The 19011-nt window shown below is 66.6% G+C and carries 12 protein-coding genes; 1 reads left to right on the top strand and 11 read right to left on the bottom strand.

The genetic code is table 11. The features are described 5' to 3' along the window. Nucleotides 1-41 precede the first annotated feature (41 nt). The 10 genes from J2X42_RS01335 to J2X42_RS01290 form a co-directional block, all read right to left on the bottom strand. Nucleotides 42-4259 (bottom strand): AAA family ATPase, encoded by a 4218-nt coding sequence (locus tag J2X42_RS01335; RefSeq protein WP_310161406.1) that lies wholly within the window; start codon nucleotides 4257-4259, stop codon nucleotides 42-44. Between the two features lie 129 nt (nucleotides 4260-4388). Then, nucleotides 4389-5978: a glutamine-hydrolyzing GMP synthase gene (gene guaA, locus J2X42_RS01330; RefSeq protein WP_131131377.1), complete on the bottom strand. Its 1590-nt coding sequence runs from the start codon at nucleotides 5976-5978 to the stop codon at nucleotides 4389-4391. A gap of 99 nt (nucleotides 5979-6077) precedes the next feature. Then, on the bottom strand, nucleotides 6078-6608 hold the full coding sequence (locus J2X42_RS01325; RefSeq protein WP_310161399.1) for a DUF3817 domain-containing protein: 531 nt from the start codon (nucleotides 6606-6608) through the stop codon (nucleotides 6078-6080). Further along, the gene (locus J2X42_RS01320) at nucleotides 6605-7450 is read right to left on the bottom strand and encodes an SURF1 family protein (protein WP_310161398.1); all 846 of its coding nucleotides are present in this window, start codon (nucleotides 7448-7450) and stop codon (nucleotides 6605-6607) included. Before J2X42_RS01320 ends, J2X42_RS01325 begins: the two co-directional genes overlap by 4 nt. A gap of 117 nt (nucleotides 7451-7567) precedes the next feature. Next, nucleotides 7568-8056, bottom strand: coding sequence for a PTS sugar transporter subunit IIA (locus tag J2X42_RS01315; RefSeq protein ID WP_131131374.1), 489 nt, complete (start codon nucleotides 8054-8056; stop codon nucleotides 7568-7570). A gap of 41 nt (nucleotides 8057-8097) precedes the next feature. Beyond that, entirely contained in the window at nucleotides 8098-9837 is a 1740-nt protein-coding gene (locus tag J2X42_RS01310) for a glycerol-3-phosphate dehydrogenase/oxidase (RefSeq protein WP_310161395.1), read from the bottom strand. A 103-nt stretch (nucleotides 9838-9940) separates the two neighbouring features. Beyond that, nucleotides 9941-11077 (bottom strand): GuaB3 family IMP dehydrogenase-related protein, encoded by a 1137-nt coding sequence (locus tag J2X42_RS01305; RefSeq protein WP_310161393.1) that lies wholly within the window; start codon nucleotides 11075-11077, stop codon nucleotides 9941-9943. Next, entirely contained in the window at nucleotides 11074-12936 is a 1863-nt protein-coding gene (locus J2X42_RS01300; protein WP_310161391.1) for an ABC transporter ATP-binding protein, read from the bottom strand. The genes J2X42_RS01305 and J2X42_RS01300 overlap by 4 nt, the downstream gene beginning before the upstream one ends. A gap of 90 nt (nucleotides 12937-13026) precedes the next feature. Beyond that, on the bottom strand, nucleotides 13027-14538 hold the full coding sequence (gene guaB / locus J2X42_RS01295; RefSeq protein WP_310161389.1) for an IMP dehydrogenase: 1512 nt from the start codon (nucleotides 14536-14538) through the stop codon (nucleotides 13027-13029). A gap of 222 nt (nucleotides 14539-14760) precedes the next feature. Beyond that, nucleotides 14761-16830: an acyltransferase family protein gene (locus J2X42_RS01290; RefSeq protein ID WP_310161388.1), complete on the bottom strand. Its 2070-nt coding sequence runs from the start codon at nucleotides 16828-16830 to the stop codon at nucleotides 14761-14763. A gap of 137 nt (nucleotides 16831-16967) precedes the next feature. On the opposite strand from J2X42_RS01290, the gene J2X42_RS01285 reads away from it, so the two are divergent. Continuing rightward, complete coding sequence (locus tag J2X42_RS01285; protein WP_310161387.1) at nucleotides 16968-17936, top strand: DUF389 domain-containing protein; 969 nt, start codon at nucleotides 16968-16970, stop codon at nucleotides 17934-17936. Here the strand turns inward: J2X42_RS01285 and J2X42_RS01280 are convergent. Beyond that, entirely contained in the window at nucleotides 17905-19011 is a 1107-nt protein-coding gene (locus J2X42_RS01280; RefSeq protein WP_310162137.1) for an NAD(P)-binding domain-containing protein, read from the bottom strand. The two genes, J2X42_RS01285 and J2X42_RS01280, sit on opposite strands and share 32 nt — an antisense overlap.

Genomic DNA, 19011 nt, shown 5'->3' with positions numbered 1-19011 from the left:
CGCCGACTGGCGAGGCCCATGGCGCAGTGGGCGCCGGTCCATCACCCCCAGTGCGGCGGTTTCTGTTCCTTCAGCCATGCGTCGTGGTCGTCATCCGCGCCATCGCCCCAGCGCCGGGGGTCGTCCTCCGCGGCTTTGTTGGGCAGGATGCCGTCCGTTCCGGTGGCAGCCTGGCCGGACGCAGGGGCAGGCGTTTTGGCCGCCTCGCGGGCGTCTTCCTGGCCTGTGCCCTGGCTTGGCACCTGGCCGTCAGCGGCTTCTCCGCCAGCGTGGGCGTCAGCGTTGTGCGTTGGGGCTGGGGCCACGTGGACCGCCTCCTCCTCGTCCGGACGTGCCGCCCGGTTCTGGTAGTTTTCCGGCGCAGCAGGCTGTACCTGCTGCGTGTGGTCAGCCCGGCGGGGAAGGTCAGCCTCCCGGCTGACGCTCCCATAGGCTTCGAGTGAGAGCGGGTCCACGTCGTCGTCGAAGAAATTGGCGGATGCCGTGGCCCGGCCCGGCAGGACCACTTTCTCCAGGCCCAGGTAACCGGCAATGCGGTCGGCGCAGGCCGAAGGGTCGGTGAAAACCTCGATGGTCCACAGCGGCATATACCGCCAGCCCAGGCGCTCCAGGAGCTGCGGCCGGAGCCGGCTCCGCTCCCGGACGCTCATGGTGCGGTACTGGTCGGTGCCGTCTGATTCGATGGCCACCGGCCACGGCGTCTCGGGGTCGTCCTGGCCCATGGTGCTGAGGGGGTCGGCTGCCGCCACCACGTCGATGACGCCGTCGTACTGGTGCCAGACGCGGGCACCGCGGGCCCGCAGGCGGTCCCCGAGGTCGGCCACCAGCGGATCCGCTCCGAGCGCCTGCTCGCTGGCGGCCGCCCGGGACGCAGGGGTGCCGAGGTTGGTGTTCCCCGCGATCTCCCGGTCCAGGAGCTCGTAGAGGTCAACGGCGCCGTGGGCCAGCCTGGTGTGGTCCAGGTCTTCGGGCCGGAAGCAGGTCAGGACGTGCAGGGACCGGCGCGCCCGGGTCATTGCCAGGGCGAACTTCTCCCGGCCGCCCTCGGCGGACAACGGACCGAAATTATGCAGGGCACGGCCATGCGGCGTCCGTCCGAAGCCGGGTGAAAAAATCACGTGGTCCCGGACCAGGCCCTGGGCACGTTCAAGGTCCACCACCCGGAAGGATTCGGGACCTGCCCCGAAGAAGCCGGCGAGGCCGGGGTGGTTGGGCAGCTGCAGCCGGATGGATTCGCCGATCCTGGCCGCGTGCCGCAGGCTGGCCGTGACAACGGCCAGGGAAGTCCGCGGCCGGAGCCGGGCGTGTTCAAAGACAAGGTGCACCACCCGGTTGACCTCTGCCACGACGGATTCAACACCCTCGTGGTCGGCGCTCGGCAGCCCGGTGCCGTCCGGCAGATACTCAACCAGCAGGGCCCTGTCCAGGCCCGTAGCGGACTGGCCCTCCGGCAGCCGGCGGAGGCCGCCGTCGTAGAAATTCTTGCTGAGCTGGAGGACCAGGTCCTCGTCCACCGCACGGTACACAAAGTTCAGCCGCCAGACCGGCAGTACGGCTGACAGTGCGGAGAAGGCGCTCTCCACGCGCTGGTGGGCCGTTTCGCCGGCTGCGAGCCGTTCCACTCCGACGGTGAAAGTGCGCGGGCTGGCAATCCGGGAATCACCAAAGGCAATGACCTGCTTGGCCCGGGCCATGGCCGGCAGGACCGCCTGGAGCGAGGTGGCCTCGGCATCCAGGACAACCACGGCATCAAAGCGCTGCTCTGCCGGAAGGAGGCCGGTCATCAGGTACGGGCTCACGGACCAGACAGGCACGAGCATGGGCACCAGCTCGGGCGCCTGTGCCGTCAGGGCAGCAAGGGTCACCCTGCCGTCCTTCAGCAGGCTCCGCAGCAGGGCGGCCTGGCGCGGGTTCTCGCCGATGGCTGCGCGCCACCGCTCGGACAGGTCCCAGCGCAGCCGGGCGGCGCCGCTGGCTATGTGCGCGTTGTCGGCGAGCCGGTATTCAGCTTCCAGTTGCCGGAGGGCGTCACCGTCTGACATGGCGAGGTAGTCGTCGCCGCTGATCATCGCTTCCAGCGCGGACTGCCACCAGGCGAGTTCAAGCTCCGCGGCGACGGATCCGGCCGGGACCTCCCGCTCGGCGAGGTCGGTGAGCAGCTCACCCAGGCCATGTTCACGCATGTTCTCCACCAGCAGCGTTCGCTCCGGCAGTGTTTTCAGAGTGTCAGTGTCCGCGACCAGCCGCTCCAGGCGTTCCATGAGTTCCGGGTACGGCGTGGTTGCCAGGGACCCGCCGGCCTCGGTGTGCCGCAGGGCCTCCCCCAGCTCCGTGAGTTCACGGTCCAGCGAGCGGTACATCATGTTCATCTCCGCCAGCCCTGACGGCACTGCGGGGTGGCGCTGCGTTGTGGCGTAGCCGGACCACAGTGCGCGCTGTTCCTGCACAAGCATCAGGGAGCTGTGAAGGTCCGCGATGTGCACGCCGGGGCGGACGTATTCTTTCGCCACGCGGCGCAGCCGGGAGCGCTGCATTGATGCCATGTCGATGTTGCGCTCACGCCGCCAGGCGGAGGACGCTGTCGCTGAAATCAGGTCATGGACGGGCCGGTCGAAGATGTCCGGGGTGAACTTGTCCAGGCTTTCCCGGACCGCCATGAGAAGCTCCAGCTGCTCGCCCCATTCCGCAAATGACAGGCCAAGGCGGATCTCGGCGTGCTCCGCCACGGCGTTCATGCGGTCCCGCAGGACCGGCAGGTTTTCTTCCACGGAGCGGGCCAGCTGCTGGGCCTCTTCCGTTTCCTTGCGCGTGAGCAGCCTGGCCCCGTGCCAGGGGCTGGTGGTGGACGCGCGGCTGAAACTGCCGAGTTCGGCGGCACGGTGGAGCCGGCCGGCGAGCTCGTTACGGTCCCGGATGTTGTCCAGGACGCTCCGCTTGAGCCGGACAGTGGTGGCCGGGGCAGGCTGGATCGACGTCAGCTCGGCCAGGGACTGCATGGCCTGGTAGGGCGAGCACCCCCAGCGCTGCCGCACGTTGTGGAGGGACGCAACGTGGTCCGTCAGGGCGTGCCGGTGTTCGGTGAGGGTCTTGTGCAGGTTCCCCAGCTGGGGCTGGAGGGACTTTTCGTTCCGGACGATGGCGCGGACCAGCTGGGCCTTGAGCTGCTGCGGAGTGGCGGTGCCGGAGAGCTGGAACAGGATGGATTCCAGGCCGAGGGTCTCCAGCTGCGCCGAGACCCCGTTGAGGCTGGCACGCCGGTCGCCGACCACCAGCACGGTCTTGCCGGCATCCACGAGCGCGCCGATGGTGTTGATGGCGGTCTGGGTCTGGCCGGTCCCGGGCGGGCTGCTGACCACCAGGGAATCCCCGGCCCGGGCGGCGTCAAGCACGTACTGCTGGTCCGCGTCGGCGTCGAGCAGGAGCAGTTCATCCTGGGGGTGGCGCTGGTCCACGCCGGGGAAGCGGGAGGGGTCCGGTTCGTCCACGTCCACCACGGCACCGCTTGCGGCGGTGGCCAGGGCAGCCACCAGCGGGTTCGCTTCGTTGATCCAGGGGTCATCGAGGTTCCCGGACAGGTCGGCGAACGTGGAGACCAGCAGGTTGTGCTGCGCCTCGGCTCCGTGGATTGGCCTGATCAGCGTAGCCAGCCGGTCAAGCACGGGCTGGGGGTCAAAGCGGGCGGTGCTGTACGCCAGGCGGGTCACCGCGTTGACGTCGAAGACGATCCCGTGGATGTTCTTCAGGTGACGGACCAGTGCCGGGTTGATGTGTGCCTGTTCCGTGAGCTGCAGTTCGTAGTCGTCTTCGCCAGGGCGCACTGTCAGGGAGATCGCGGTCAGCATGACCGGGGCGGAGATCCGCTGCGGTTTGCCCCCGACGGCGGACGTCCAGACCACTGTTCCGGCGGAAAGGTAGCCGGCGTCGATACCGCGGTCGTTGCCCAGTTCGAAGATCTTGGAACGGATGTTCCGTGATGCGCGGGCCGCGACCACGTACTGCTGGCGGTCCCGGATCAGGGTGGAAAGCCGCGTGCGGCGGCCTGCCATCAGCTGGGCGAGGCCTGACGGGTGGGCGTGGGTCAGGTCGATGGAACCTTCAGGGGTCTTGGTGAAACGCAGCATGGTGTCTGCCCCGGTGACGGGCTTAAGACCGGACAGCCATTTCCTGAACTCCTCGGAGCCCTCCGGGTGGCCTTGACCAACTGACACTACTGCCTTCTTTTCTGCGTTTTCACGTGACGCCCTGGACCATACCGGCATACTTTCGAGCGTAGCCGGAAAGATGCCGTAGTGAGAGACCGCAACACTGATCAAGCCAAATTGCGGAGTAATTCCCCTCAAACGACCAGTGGCCGGCCTCCCTGACGGAGACCGGCCACTGTTATGCGGTTATTCCCATTCGATGGTTCCCGGCGGCTTGCTGGTCACATCCAGCACGACCCGGTTAACGCCTTCCACCTCGTTGGTGATCCGGTTGGAGATCCGGGCCAGGAGGTCGTAGGGCAGCCGTGACCAGTCGGCGGTCATGGCGTCCTCGGAGGAAACCGGACGGAGGACGATCGGGTGGCCGTAGGTGCGGCCGTCGCCCATGACGCCGACGCTGCGGACGTCTGCCAGCAGGACAACCGGCATCTGCCATACGTCGTTGTCCAGCCCGGCAGCGGTGAGCTCGGCGCGGGCAATGGCGTCCGCCTTGCGGAGCAGGTCCAGGCGTTCCTTGGTGACTTCGCCGACGATGCGGATTCCGAGGCCGGGCCCGGGGAAGGGCTGGCGTCCGACGATTTCCTGCGGCAGGCCCAGTTGGGCGCCGACGGCCCGGACTTCGTCCTTGAACAGTGCCCGCAGCGGCTCGACGAGCTCAAACTGCAGGTCCTCGGGAAGGCCGCCCACGTTGTGGTGGCTCTTGATGTTGGCTGCGCCTTCGCCGCCGCCGGATTCGACGACGTCGGGGTACAGGGTTCCCTGGACCAGGAATTTGATCTTTTCGCCGTGGGCGGCCGCCTCGGCGATGATTGCCAGTTCGGCTTCTTCAAAGGCGCGGATGAACTCGCGGCCGATGATCTTGCGCTTCGTCTCCGGATCGCTGACCCCGGCCAGGGCGGCCTGGAAGCGCTCCTGCTCGTTGGCGACGTAGAGCTTGACGCCGGTGGCGGCGACGAAGTCGCGTTCCACCTGCTCGGCTTCGCCTTCGCGGAGCAGCCCGTGGTCAACGAACACACAGGTCAGCTGGTCGCCCACGGCGCGCTGGACGAGGGCGGCCGCAACCGCGGAGTCAACGCCGCCGGAGAGGCCGCAAATGACCTTCGCGTCGCCGATCTGCTGGCGGATGCGCTCCACCTGTTCGTCGAGGATGTTCCCGGTGGTCCAGTTCGGTTCCAGCTTGGCGCCCTTGAAGAGGAAGTTCTCCAGCACCTGCTGGCCGTAGGCCGAGTGCTTTACTTCCGGGTGCCACTGCACGCCGTAGAGGCATTTTTCCTCGTTGGCGAAGGCTGCCACTTCGGCGCCGGCGGTGGTGGCCAGCACTTCGAAGCCTTCCGGCGCCTCGTGCACGGAGTCGCCGTGGCTCATCCAGGTGTTCTGGTGCTGCGGCATCCCCTCGAGCACTGAGCGGCCCTCGCCGAGGATGGTGGTCTGGGTGGAGCCGTACTCACGCAGGCCAGTCTTGTCGACTTTCCCGCCGAGGGCATTGGCCATGGCCTGGAAGCCGTAGCAGATGCCGAAGACCGGGATCCCGGCTTCGAAGAGGTCGGCGCCGACAGACGGCGCACCGTCAGCGTAGACGCTGGACGGGCCGCCGGACAGGATGATGGCGGCGGGGTTCTTGGCCAGGAGCTGCTCGGTGCTGTAGGTATGCGGAACCACTTCCGAATACACATTCGCTTCCCGGACGCGGCGGGCAATAAGCTGCGCGTACTGGGCACCGTAGTCAACAACCAGCACCGGCTTCTGGGAAGTCTGGGATGCAGTGGGAGTAGTCACCGTACTAGCCTACTTTGCGCGGTTGCCCCGCCGCACATCCAGGACCGCCGGTGTGACGGAGTAAACGTCCGACGGCGGGACGGCCTGCGTGCCGCGGCCCTAGTAGCGCTGGGGTGCCTGCGGGTTGTCCGCCAGCTCCGCCTCGACCTCGGCGTGGAACTTCTTCTCGACGATGAAGGACAGGAAGGGAACAACGCCGCCCAGGGCCAGCAGGATGAGTTTGGCGAAAGGCCAGCGCATCAGTGACCAGAGGCGGAAGTTGGACATCAGGTACACAACGTACATCCAGCCGTGGACGATCAGCACCGTGACGGAGATGTTGACCCCGCCTAGGACGCCCTTGGGTTCGGCGTCGGCGAACCCCAGGCCGAACGGCTCTCCCGTGACGGCGTTGGTTCCGCCCGCGAAAAGGTACTGGCCGAACGCATAGCGTGCAATGAGCTCGGCGCACAGCAGCAGCAGCATGCCGCCGGTGAGGTACGCCAGCACCTTGTAGAACTTCAGGGCTGAGCGGATCTGCTGCTCCGTGCCGCCGAAACGGCGCTTTTTGCCTTTGTTGGCCGCTCCGCCGCTGGTCTGGCTGCTGTCACCGGACGGCTGTGCCTGGATGGCAGGTTTGGGTTCGATCATGGCTGTACCTTTTGTTGGGTCGGTTCAGAAGGTGTGGGGGCTGGGAGGTGGTCGTGGCCGCCGTCGAGCTCGTCCTCAAGGGTCCGGCGGTAATCGTCCTTGACCAGGCGCCACCAGATGAACAGCGCAAAGCCGGCGAAGACCACCCATTCCAGGGAGTAGAAGAGGTTGAGCCAGTTGATCTTCTGGGCGGGCGGCTGGGGTCCGATGTTCAACGGTTTGAGCGCACCGTCGGTGGCCCCGGCGCTGAGGTCCGTTCCGGCGGACACTTCGGCCGTGGCCGCGATGAACCCGGGGTAGCTGCTGACGTCCCAGTAGTTGATGAGTTCGGCCACGGAAACCGCCGTGGCGCGCCCCGGGCCTGGAGCCGTTTGGGGCAACGGCGCCTCGGACGGCAGGAGCCGTCCGGTCAGTTCAACAGTGCCCGACGGCGGTTCGGCGGCGTCTGCGGGATCGGCCACCCAGCCGCGGGCCACGGGAATCCATGTTTCCGGTGAGGCGCCGGCGCCGCTGAGGACGGGCGCCCCGTTAACGGCAAAGGCCGTCACCACCCAGTAGCCGGACTCGCCGTTGTGCAGCCGTCCGGATATCAGTACCTGCTTGTCGGCGTCGTAGGTCCCCGCCGCGGTGACCATCTGGTCCGCCACGGAGCCATGGAAAAAGTCTCCGGGCTGGAGCGTGCCGGTCAGCGACTGTGCGGTCTCGGTGGCGGGATTGACCGGGATCTCGGCTTGCGTGGACCTGCCGAACTGCCATTGGCTGAGCAGGACAAAGACCCCGGAAACGGCAATCGCGAACACCAGGCCTGCGATCCATCGGGGTTTGAGGGCTGTTTTCCACACCCCTTAACCGTACTTCGTTCTGCCGTAGAACAACTAAACGTAGGGCCTGCCCCAAGAGTGGGGCAGCAGGGTCCCTACGTGGCGACGGAGTCGACACGAAAGGGCCTGCCCCAATCTTTAGTGGTCGAAGAAGACCAGGCTGGAGTTGATGAGCTCGGCGATGACTTCGGGGTCGTAGGCACGCCGCAGGGACTCGCGGAACGATTCCTTGGACAGCGACCGCGCCAGGGTGGCGAGGACCTCCAGATGGTCCGAGAAGGAACTCGCCGGCGTCGCGATCAGGAGGATGACGGTGGCCGGACCGTCGGTGGCGCCGAAGTCCAGTGCGTGCCCGTACTTGGTGATGCCGACGGCGATGGAGGTCCGGGACACGAATTCGCTCCGGGCATGCGGCAGCCCGATGCCGCCCGGCAGGCCCGTGGCCAGCTGGTGCTCACGGGCGTGGACGTGCTCAAGGAAGCCCGGCAGGTCCGTCACCCGGCCGGCGGCGAAAAGACGCGCTGCGAGCTGCGATGCCGCGTCCACCTTGTCCGATGCCTCGAGCTCGAGGATCACCATTTCGGGCGTGGTGAGTTCGGCATCGTACCGGTCAAGTGGTTCCGCCAAGGCGTGTCCCTTCAGTGAGGCGAGAATGCTGGAGCGGCCCCTCAGCGCAAGGGAACGATGTCGTCGACGCCCATTCGTGCGGCGTCGGCGGATTCATCATCGGGTTGCTGCTGGCTCAGCCGCTCGGCTTCTACGCGTGCAATGTAGTGCTTGATTTCGCTTTCGCGCTGCACATCGCTCCAGCCAAGGACTTCACCCATCAGTTTAGCGACTACCGGAACCGCGGAGACACCACGGTCCCACGCCTCGATCGAAATCCTGGTCCTGCGCGTCAGGACGTCGTGGACATGCCGCGCGCCCTCGTGGGTGGCGGCGTACACGGCCTCGGCCTGGAGGTAGTCGTCGGCGCCGGGCAGCGGCTCCGCCAGCTCGGGCCTCTCCGCGATGATGGCGAGCACTTCGGGCGCCATCGATCCGTAGCGGTTGAGCAGGTGTTCGATCCGCGCCACGTGGACACCCGATTCCTCGGCCGTCCGGTTGCGCCGGTTCCAGGCGGCCTTGAAGCCGCTGGCTCCCAGCAACGGGATGGTTTCCGTGCAGCTCGGCGGCACGCGTTCGTCCATGGTGCGGGTGGCCTCGTCAACGGCGTCCTTGGCCATGATCCGGTACGTGGTCCATTTGCCGCCGGCCACCACTACGAGGCCCGGCACCGGATGCGCCACGACGTGCTCGCGCGACAGTTTGGCGGTGGAGTCGTTTTCGCCGGCCAGCAGGGGACGCAGCCCGGCGAAAACCCCTTCCACGTCCTCGCGGGTGAGGGGCCGCTTCAGGACCCTGTTGACGCGTTCCAGGATGTAGTCGATGTCCTTGCTGGAAGCGGCTGGGTGGGCTTTGTCCAGGTTCCAGTCGGTGTCAGTGGTGCCGATGATCCAGTGCCGCCCCCACGGAATAACGAACAACACGGACTTCTCCGTGCGCAGGATCAGTCCCACGGTGGACTGGAAGCGGTCCCTGGGCACCACGAGGTGGATGCCCTTGGAGGCGCGGACCTTCAGTTGGCCCCGCTCGGTCACCATGGCCTGGGTCTCGTCCGTCCACACGCCGGTGGCGTTGATGACCTGTTTGGCGCGGATCTTGAACTCCGTGCCGTCCTCGTGGTTGACCACCTTGGCCCCGACCACGCGTTCGCCCTCCCGCAGGAAGTCCACCACTGCCATCTGGTTGACTGCGTGGGCGCCATAGTGGGCAGCCGTGCGGATCAGGTTGGCCGCGTATTTTGCGTCATCCACCTGGCCGTCGTAGTACCTGATGGAACCGACGAAGGCATCGTCCTTGAGGCTGGGCGCGGCGCGGAGGGTACCGCGCCGGGTCAGGTGCTTGTGGAAAGGCACCCCGCGGCTGTGCCCGCCGGTGATGGACATGGCGTCGTACAGGGCGATCCCGGCGCCCACGTACGGCCGCTCAAAAAATGGTTTGGTCAGCGGGTACAGGAACGGCACGGGCCTGGCGAGGTGCGGTGCGAGCACGGACAGGATCAGGCCGCGCTCGTGCAGGGCCTCCTTGACGAGGCCGAAGTCCAGCATTTCGAGGTAGCGCAGGCCCCCGTGGATAAGTTTGGAGGACCGGGACGAGGTGCCGGCCGCCCAGTCGCTGGCTTCCACGATTCCCACGCTGAGCCCGCGGGTCACGGCGTCCAGGGCCGCTCCGGTACCCACGATGCCGCCCCCGACAATGAGGATGTCCAGTTCCTTGCCAGGTTCAGTGGTGGCCCGCAGCCGCGCGATGGACTGCTCACGGGCCGCCGGGCCCAGGGTGCCGCTGGTGTTAGGAACACTCTTCATGGAACGCCTCCGATGCCGCTGGTGCAGGTAGTAATCCACACTACTTGCTAGCCGCACGGTTCGGCAGGCGGGTCCGGGTCTGGCGCCCGGCCCGCGCCGGACGTCAGTTTCCTGAGTAAGGCGAGACGACGACGTCGACCCGCTGGAATTCCTTGAGGTCCGAATAGCCGGTGGTGGCCATGGAGCGGCGCAGCGCGCCGATCAGGTTTGACGTCCCGTTGGTGTGGTGGCCCGGCCCGAAGAGGACTTCCTCCAGCGGCCCGACGGTGCCAACATTTGCCCGGTCGCCGCGGGGAAGTTCCAGGTGGTGGGCCTCCTGGCCCCAGTGCCAGCCCTTGCCCGGCGCCTCTTCGGCACGGGCCAGTGCGCTGCCGAGCATCACGGCGTCGGCGCCCATCGCGATGGCCTTGACGATGTCGCCTGAGGTTCCCATGCCGCCGTCGGCAATCACGTGCACGTACCGTCCGCCGGACTCGTCCATGTAATCCCGGCGGGCGGCCGCGACGTCGGAGATGGCCGACGCCATCGGCGAATGGATGCCCAGGGCACGGCGCGTGGTGGTGGTGGCTCCCCCGCCGAAGCCCACCAGCACGCCGGCAGCGCCGGTGCGCATGAGGTGCAGTGCCGGGGTGTAGCCGGCGGCGCCGCCCACAATGACGGGTACGTCGAGTTCGTAGATGAACTGCTTGAGGTTCAGCGGCTCGTGGTCCTTGGACACGTGCTCGGCGGACACGGTGGTGCCGCGGATGACAAAGATGTCGACGCCGGCAGCCACCACGGTCTTGTAGTGTTCCTGGGTGCGCTGCGGGGTCAGCGAGCCGGCCACGGTAACGCCGGCGGCACGGATCTCGGCGAGGCGCGAGGTGATCAGCTCGGGCTGGATGGGCGCGCGGTACAGTTCCTGCATCCGTCCGGTGACGGCGGGGCTGTTGACCTCGTCCTCGAGGGCGCCGATTTCGTCCAGGACTGCCTGCGGGTCCTCGTACCGGGTCCAGAGGCCCTCAAGGTCCAGGACCCCCAGTCCGCCGAGGCGGCCGAGGGTTATGGCAGTCTGGGGGGACATGGCCGAGTCCATCGGGGCGGCAATGACGGGCATGTCGAACTTGTAGGCATCGATCTGCCACGACACGGAAACGTCCTTGGGGTCGCGGGTACGACGGTTAGGGACAATCGCAATGTCATCCAGGGAGTAGGCACGACGCCCACGCTTGCCACGGCCGATCTCGATCTCATAAGTCACTGGTCTAGGTTATCCTCCAACGGTGTCAACTGCGATTCGAACATCCTGAAGTAGCGGCCACGCAGTGCCACCAGCTCCTTGTGAGTGCCCTCCTCGACGATCCGGCCATCTTCGAGCATGTACACGATGTCCGCCTTCTCAATAGTGGCCAGGCGGTGGCTGATGGCGATGATCGTGCTGCTGCGGTCCGCGAAGAGCCGGGTGAAGATGCGGTGTTCCGCCAGCGCATCGATGGCCGAGGTGGGCTCGTCCATCACCATGAAGGACGCGTTGCGGTAGAAGTTCCGGGCCATCGCGAGCCGCTGCCACTGGCCGCCCGAAAGCCCGCTGCCCTTCCGGCCGCGCGGGTCCTCCATCCAGTTGCTGACGTGGTTGTCCAGGCCATTGGGCAGCTTGTTGATGAACTCCAGCGCCTCCGCGTCCTCAGCCGACCGGCGGATCCTGCGGTCGTCCTTCGCGGAGTCAACATCGCCGAAGTAGATGTTCTCCGCTGCGGTGGCGAACTCGTACTTCAAAAACTCCTGGCTCAGCACCGCCAGGTGGCGGTGCCAGGAGGTGACGTCGACGGCGGCGAGGTCGACGCCGTCGAGCATTACCTGCCCGGAGTCCGGGGCGTAGAGCCCTGCCAGGATCCTGATGAGGGTGGACTTTCCGGCCCCGTTCTCCCCCACGATGGCGATGTGCTGCCCTTCCCGGATGGTCATGCTGATCCCGCGGATCACCTCGATGTCGCTGCCGGTGTAGGTGAAGCGGATGTCCTTCAGCTCCACGGTCTTGGGGGCCTGCAGCAGCGGCGGCGCATGCCGGGAGTGGACGGGCAGCGCCATGAACAGTTCGTAGTCCTTGAGGTTCGCGAGGTCCTCGTCGATGGAGCTCAGGGACGATACGAGGTTATTGGCTGTCGAGAGTGCGCGGCTGACGATCTGCTGGACGTACAGGAACTGGCCCACCGGCTGGGCGCGCGCGATGATCTGTCCGACCACCCAGATCAGGGAAACCACTTCGGCGCCGTACTGCAGGGCATCGGCGGCAAGCTGCTTCGGGATGTACCGCTTCTGGAAGTCCAGCCTGCGGCGCTCGTCCGCGTCCCGCAGCCGGGACCGGAAGTCCATCAGGTAGCCAACGATGCCGTACAGCCGCATTTCGGCGATGTGCTGCGGGCGCAGCAGGTTGGTCTCGATCATCCGGCGCTGGCGGCGCGAGTCCACCTGCGTGTTCCAGTGGGCGATCTGCTCCCGCGAAAGCTTGAACTGCAGGTAGACGCTGGGCCCGATCGCGACCAGGACGATGACGGCGATCCACCAGCTGACCAGCAGCAGGGCGCCGACGGCGAGAATCACCGACACGAGCTGGGTGAAGATGGCGGCGATGCGGTCCAGGACCCGGGCGTAGGAGTCAGAGAACCGTTTGGCGCGGTCGTAGAGGTCAACGGTCTCTTTGTCGTCGTACCGCCAGAATTCGAGCGCCAGGAACCGCTCGTACATGAGGTCGCCCACGATGGCTCCCACCTTGAAGCTCATGAGCTGCTGGATGTAGCGGTCCACGCTGCTGAACGCACCCCAGAACAGTCCCAGCGCCGCGGTGACAATGACGTAGACAATAGCCTGCCTGCCGGCGGCCTCGTCTCCCGAGTACGCAGCCGCCAAGGCGGTGGTGGTCAGCGCAGCGAAGTAGGTGGTGACCAGCGGTAGCAGCGCCGAGATGAGCGAACCCACCACTTTCATCACGACGGCGGCCGGCGAGGCCCGGAAGCTGACCCGCAGCACCTGCGCCACAGCCCGGGCATACGGCCGCACGGCGAGCTTCCGTTGGGGATCCCGCTTGGGGTTCAGCTCGGCGGGATGGTGTGGTTCGGGCATGAATACAGCCTAGTTCTGCCCGGGGATGCTAGGCGCAGACGCAAAGAGGCCACAGGAACGAATCCCCGTGGCCTCCTTGAGCGTGTGTGGCTAGCGAGAACCGTAGTTCGGTGCCTCCACGGTCATCTGGATGTCGTGGGGGTGCGATTCCTTCAGCCCTGCCGGGGTGATGCGGACAAACTTGCCGCGCACCTTCAGCTCCGGGATGGTCGGGGAACCGACGTAGAACATGGTCTGGCGGAGGCCACCCACCAGCTGGTACGCCACGGAAGCCAGCGGCCCGCGGTAGGCCACCCGGCCCTCAATGCCCTCGGGGATCAGCTTGTCGTCGCCGGAGACGTCGGCTTGGAAGTAGCGGTCCTTCGAGTAGGACGTGTTCTTGCCGCGGGACTGCATGGCGCCCAGCGAGCCCATGCCGCGGTAGCTCTTGAACTGCTTACCGTTGACGAAGATCAGCTCGCCCGGGGACTCGTCACAGCCGGCCAGCAGGGAGCCCAGCATCACGGTGTCGGCGCCGGCAACCAGCGCCTTGCCGATGTCGCCGGAGTACTGCAGGCCGCCGTCGGCGATCAACGGAACACCGGCCGGGATGGCTGCCTTCGAGGATTCGTAGATGGCGGTGATCTGCGGGACGCCCACACCGGCCACCACGCGGGTGGTGCAGATGGAGCCGGGGCCAACACCCACCTTGATGCCGTCGGCGCCGGCGTCGATCAGTGCCTGCGCGCCTTCACGTGTGGCGGCCTGGCCGCCGATGATGTCCACGTGCGCCGCTACGGGGTCGGACTTCAGGCGGCGGATCATGTCCAGCACGCCCTGCGAGTGGCCGTTTGCGGTGTCCACGAACAGCGCGTCGACGCCGGCGTCAACGAGGGCCATGGCGCGTTCCCAGCCGTCACCGAAGAACCCGATGGCGGCACCGACGCGGAGCCGGCCCTCGTCGTCCTTGGTAGCCAGGGGGTACTGCTCTGCCTTGGTGAAGTCCTTCGTGGTGATCAGGCCCTTGAGGCGGCCCTGCTCGTCAACGAGCGGGAGCTTTTCGATCTTGTTGGTGGCCAGCTTGTGCGAGGCTTCCTCGCGGCTGATGCCCACGTGGCCGGTGACGAGCGGCATTTTGGTCATGACGTCGCTGACCAGCCGGAGCGGGAAGTCTGCCTCCGGGACAAAGCGGGTGTCGCGGTTGGTGACGATGCCCAGGAGCCGCATACCCTCATCCACCACGGGCAGGCCGGAAACCCGGTACTGGGAGCAGATCTCGTCAAGTTCGGCCAGTGTGGCCTCAGGGCCGATGGTCAGCGGGTTGGTGATCATCCCGGACTCGCTGCGCTTCACGCGGTCCACCTGGTCGGCCTGGTCCTGGATGGACAGGTTGCGGTGGATAACACCCAGGCCGCCCTGGCGGGCCATTGCGATGGCCATCCGGGATTCGGTCACGGTGTCCATCGCGGCGGACAGCAGCGGTGTGTGGACCGTGATCCGCTTGGAGATCCGGGAGGAGGTGTCGGCGTCGGAGGGGATGACGTCGGTGTGGCCGGGGAGCAGCAGGACGTCGTCGTACGTCAGGCCAACAAAGCCGAACGGATCGTGTGCGGGCTGGGTCATGAGTGCGCCTCTTACCTTGGTTGCGGGGTTCACGGGTAGGGGTTGCAGCTGATGACCAGCCCGTCATTACGGGACTGGTCCGTGCATGGGTTGCGGTGCGGGGGTACTTCGTACACGGGTTCAGTGCAGAAAGTGTTGAGTAAATATTAGAACCTCGGCGCCGATCCCCCTATTCCGGGACGGCAATGTGAGCAACGGCACCCCCAGCGGCCGGAAGAAACCTCAGGTCCAGCCGGTGGCCGCCAGCAGCCGTTGCTCGAACATGGGGATCATGCTCTGCACGTAGGTTTTGGTGAGGTGGTTGTCGTCCTTGTAGACGTACACGTTCCCCACGACGGCAGGGCAGGTGCCGCCGGCGCAGATGAAGTCGCTCAGGTCCATCAGGTGGAGGCCGTCGATCCGGCCGCGGTAGCTGTCCAGCGGCGACGATTCGGCGAGGGACTCGTTCAGCGGCGCGTTGCATTCCGGGGCGTTTGCGCCGTGCTTCTGGACGCACTCCGGCATGTTGATGCTGAACCGCGGGTTGTCCCGGATACCCACCACGTCCATCCCTGCCTGGGTGAACTGGCGGATGCCGTCGAGGTAGCCGGGAACCTCGGTTTCGAACGGCGCCTCCACATGGGTCAGCGACGCGACGGTGAACACCGCGTCCGGCCGGTGTTCCATGACGTAGGCGGCGCTGGCCTTGTTGAACGCGTTGCACTCCGCGTCCCGTTCGGGTGACTCAGCACCGAAGCGGCAGCTGCCCCTGAGCAGGGTCACCACTTCCCAGCCGTGATCCTTGGCGATCGGGCCCAGGGCGGCCATGTACTGCTGGGCGTGGGAGTCGCCCAGCACCACGATCCGTTTGGTCACCGTCTCGGGTTTCGTATTCTGCAGGCATCCGGCCAGCAGCGGGTCCGACGGCACATTGGCGTCGGTGCATAGCCCGTCGATGTCCGCCCATTCGTCCTTCATTGCCGCCGGCGCCGGAATGATCCGGGCTTCCGGAGTGGGCTTGCCGGCGTTCTCCGGCGCCAGGGACGCGGCCCCGGGAGTCAGTTCGCGGGGCTGCCCGGCCGCGGCCGCCTCCTCCGCCGTGATCGTGGTCTGCCATACGGCCACAGGGCCGGCGAGTACCCCGCAGCAGGCGGCAATCACGACGGCGGTGCGCCAGGACCGCTTCTGCGGCCAGTGCCAGTCGCGCAGCGGCTTCTCCACAAAGCGGGTGGTCAGCACGGCGAGGATGACGGACGCGGCAACAACGGCCAGGCCCTGGCCGAGTCCGGGCGTCCCGATTCCGGTGGCGGCCAGTGCCAGGACCAGCACCGGCCAGTGCCACAGATACAGGGCGTAGGAGTTGTCGCCGAGGGCAACCAAGGGCTTCCAGCTCAGGAGCCTGTCCACGCCGAACGGGCTGCCGCTCTGGCCGGCAACGATGATCGCGGCTGCGGCCAGGGTTGGCCACAGGGCAATGAATCCCGGGAAGGAACGGTCCACGGTCAGCACCAGGCCGCAGGACACCATGGCGGCCAGGCCGGCCCAGCCGAGCATTACGCGCAGCGCCTTGCCCGGCTTCACGTACGGCAATGCCAGGGCCAGGAGGGAACCGAGGGCGAATTCCCACAGCCGTGTCCGGGTGTCGAAGTAGGCGTAGGCCTGGTTCGTGGCTGTCTGCTCGACCGAAAATGCCAGGGACGCCAGGAAGATTGCGGAGAAGGCCGCCGCCAGGACCAGCCGGTAGCTGGCGTTGCTCCGTCGTCGAAGCCACCGCCACACCAGCGCGGAGCCGGCGAACACCAGCGGCCACAAAATGAAGACCTGGCCCTGGATGGACAGCGACCAGAAGTGCTGCAGCGGGCTGGCACCGGAGTGGTCCTGGGCGTAGTAGTCGACGGCGGTATCGGCCAGGAGCCAGTTCTGCCGGTAGAGGAGGGAGGCCCATGCCTGGTCCAGGACGTCGGGCCAGCGGCTCTGCGGCAGGATCAGCCACGTGCCGGCCAGGATGCCCAGCAGGACCACGACGGCGGCAGGCAGCAGCCGCTTGAAAAGGTGCAGCCAGTGCCGGATAAGGTTCAGGGGCTTGTCCGCTTCGACTTTCCTGGTGAAGGAAAGGGTCAGCAGGAACGCTGAGATGAGCAGGAAGATGTCAACGCCGCCGGAAACCCGCCCCAGCCACACGTGGTAGGTCACCACCATGAGGACCGCGAGCGCCCGGAGCCCCTGGACCTCGGGCCGGAACGTCGCATTGCGTCCTTTGGGGGACGCTTCGCCCGCACGGCCGGGAGCGGGCGTGGTTCTCGCAGTCGACACAAAAGACCTCTCGCAGCGGGCAACCAAAGCCTCCATGCTACCGAGCCGTATTTTCGATGACCAATCAGGGCGGGCCGGTCAAGGGTCCCGAAGCACTGGGAAACTATGCTGTCCCCAGGCCAGGAAAGGGATCTGACGTGATTGTCCAGATGCGTATTTGTGTTCCCGGAGAGCTCTCCGCCGTCGTGCAGGAATGCTGTACCGGGCAGACCGGAGCCGCCGGGCTGGCAGTTCTTGCCGGGGCGTCCGTCCTGCCTCCCGGCGACGTCATCGAGGTCCAGATCGCCCGCGAGGCGGTCGAGGAGCTGCTGGAGAAACTGCACGTCCTCAAGGTGCACCAGACTGGGTCAATTTCCGTCTCCACGCCCGAACTGGTCCTGTCCCGCCGCGCGGACGCGGCGGAAAACGCCGCCCCGGGCGACGGAGCGGACGCCCTGATCTGGGATGAGGTGACGCGGCAGACCGGTGAGGACTCCCGGCTGACGTGGAGCTACCTCGCGTTCCTCGTGCTGGCGACTCAATTGGCCGCCATCGGCATCGTGACCAACTCGACGATCGCGATCGTTGGTGCCATGGCGGTGGGGCCGGAGTTCGGCCCGCTGGCCGCCCTCGCCGTCGCCCTGGCAAGGGGACGCTGGCGGCTGGGGCGCCGCGCCGCCGTCGCACTGGCCGTTGGTTTCCCGGTGGCGATGCTCCTGGCGGCGCTGAGCGCCTGGCTGTCCGTGCCGTTGGGCCTCTTCCCGGCAAACGTCCTGGACACCGGCTCCGCGGTGGAGTTCATTTACCACCCTGGACCGTACTCACTGATCGTTGCCGGGCTGGCAGGGGCGGCCGGAATGCTCTCGATGATCAGCCGGCGTTCGGCCGCGCTCATCGGTGTGTTCATCTCGGTGACCACGGTGCCGGCGGCAGGATTTGTCGCGGTGGCGCTGGTCCTTGGTGAATACCAGAAAGCTGCAGGCTCGGCCCTGCAGCTTTTGGTGAACCTGGTGGGGATCGTGGCCGCCGCCGTGGCCGTGCTTGTCTTTTACCGCTTGGTGTCCACCCGGCTGCCCGAGGACAAGGCGCGCCAGCTCAGATGGAGGATGCGGCGGACTCACGGCTGACGGAAACCGGGATTTTCCCGGCCAGGTAGCGGGCGTCGCGGCACTCACCGGGAAGGGTTGCCGAGGCCGCCGCATACATGAAGTCCTGACCCAGGAAGAACAGGCCTGGCGAGTCCAGCGCAACGCCGCGGTATTGGCGGGGCATTCCACCGTCGTCGAGCAAGGCCGGGTCCATCCAGCTGAAGTCCACGTGGAAGCCGGTGCACCAGATCACATTTGCGATGTCCTGCCGGCTACCGTCGGCGAGGACCGGCAGCCCGTCGTCCACACCAGTGACCCGGGGAACGAACCGCACACCGGCGGCTGCGAGGTCCTTGGTCTTGGTCCTGATCAGGGGTGCTCCATGGGCTTTGAGGCCCGGAATGGCCTTGCGGCCAATGGGAGTGGAGATGTTCAGCACGTGCAGCCCTGCAAACCGGACGAGTGGCAGGACAAAACGCGCGGCCGCCCTGCCATGCTTGACGGGGAGCTCACCGCCCGCCTTCCCTGCCATCAGGGTCCGGTGGGTCCTGCAGACCTCAATGCCGATCTCCGCGCCGGAGTTTCCGACACCGACAACAAGGACCGGACCGTCCTTGAGCTGGCCCGGATTCCGATAGTCGCTGGAATGGAGTTGGACTATGGAAGGGTCAAGCAAGGAAGCGAATTCCGGGATCTTGGGCGAACGTTCGGCGCCCGTTGCCACGACCACGTTGCGCGCTTCCCAGCGATGGCCGTTGGAGGCGGCAACATAGCGGTCATCTTCCCGCCAGAGCCTCTCGACCCGCATGCCCTGGCGCACCGGCAGTTCGAATTGCTCCGCGTAACGTTCGAGATAGTCCGCCAGTTGGTCCTTCGGGGGAAAGGACAGGGGATCCGCCGGAAACGGCGCGCCGGGCAGTCCGTCGTATTTGGCGGGGGTAAACACCCGGAGCGAATCCCACCGCTGGCGCCAGGCGTCTCCGGTCCTCGGGTTCTCGTCCAGGATCAGGAACTTCCGGTTTTGCTCCTTCAGGTAATAGCCGATGGCAAGGCCTGCCTGGCCGCCACCGATGATCATCGTGTCCAGCGTGCCGGTTCCGTCGTTGTTGTCCAT

The sequence above is a fragment of the Arthrobacter sp. BE255 genome (assembly GCF_031457335.1).
Taxonomy (GTDB): domain Bacteria; phylum Actinomycetota; class Actinomycetes; order Actinomycetales; family Micrococcaceae; genus Arthrobacter.
The sequence above is the reverse complement of the archived record's forward strand: the minus strand, read 5'-3'. Positions and strand labels throughout refer to the sequence as shown.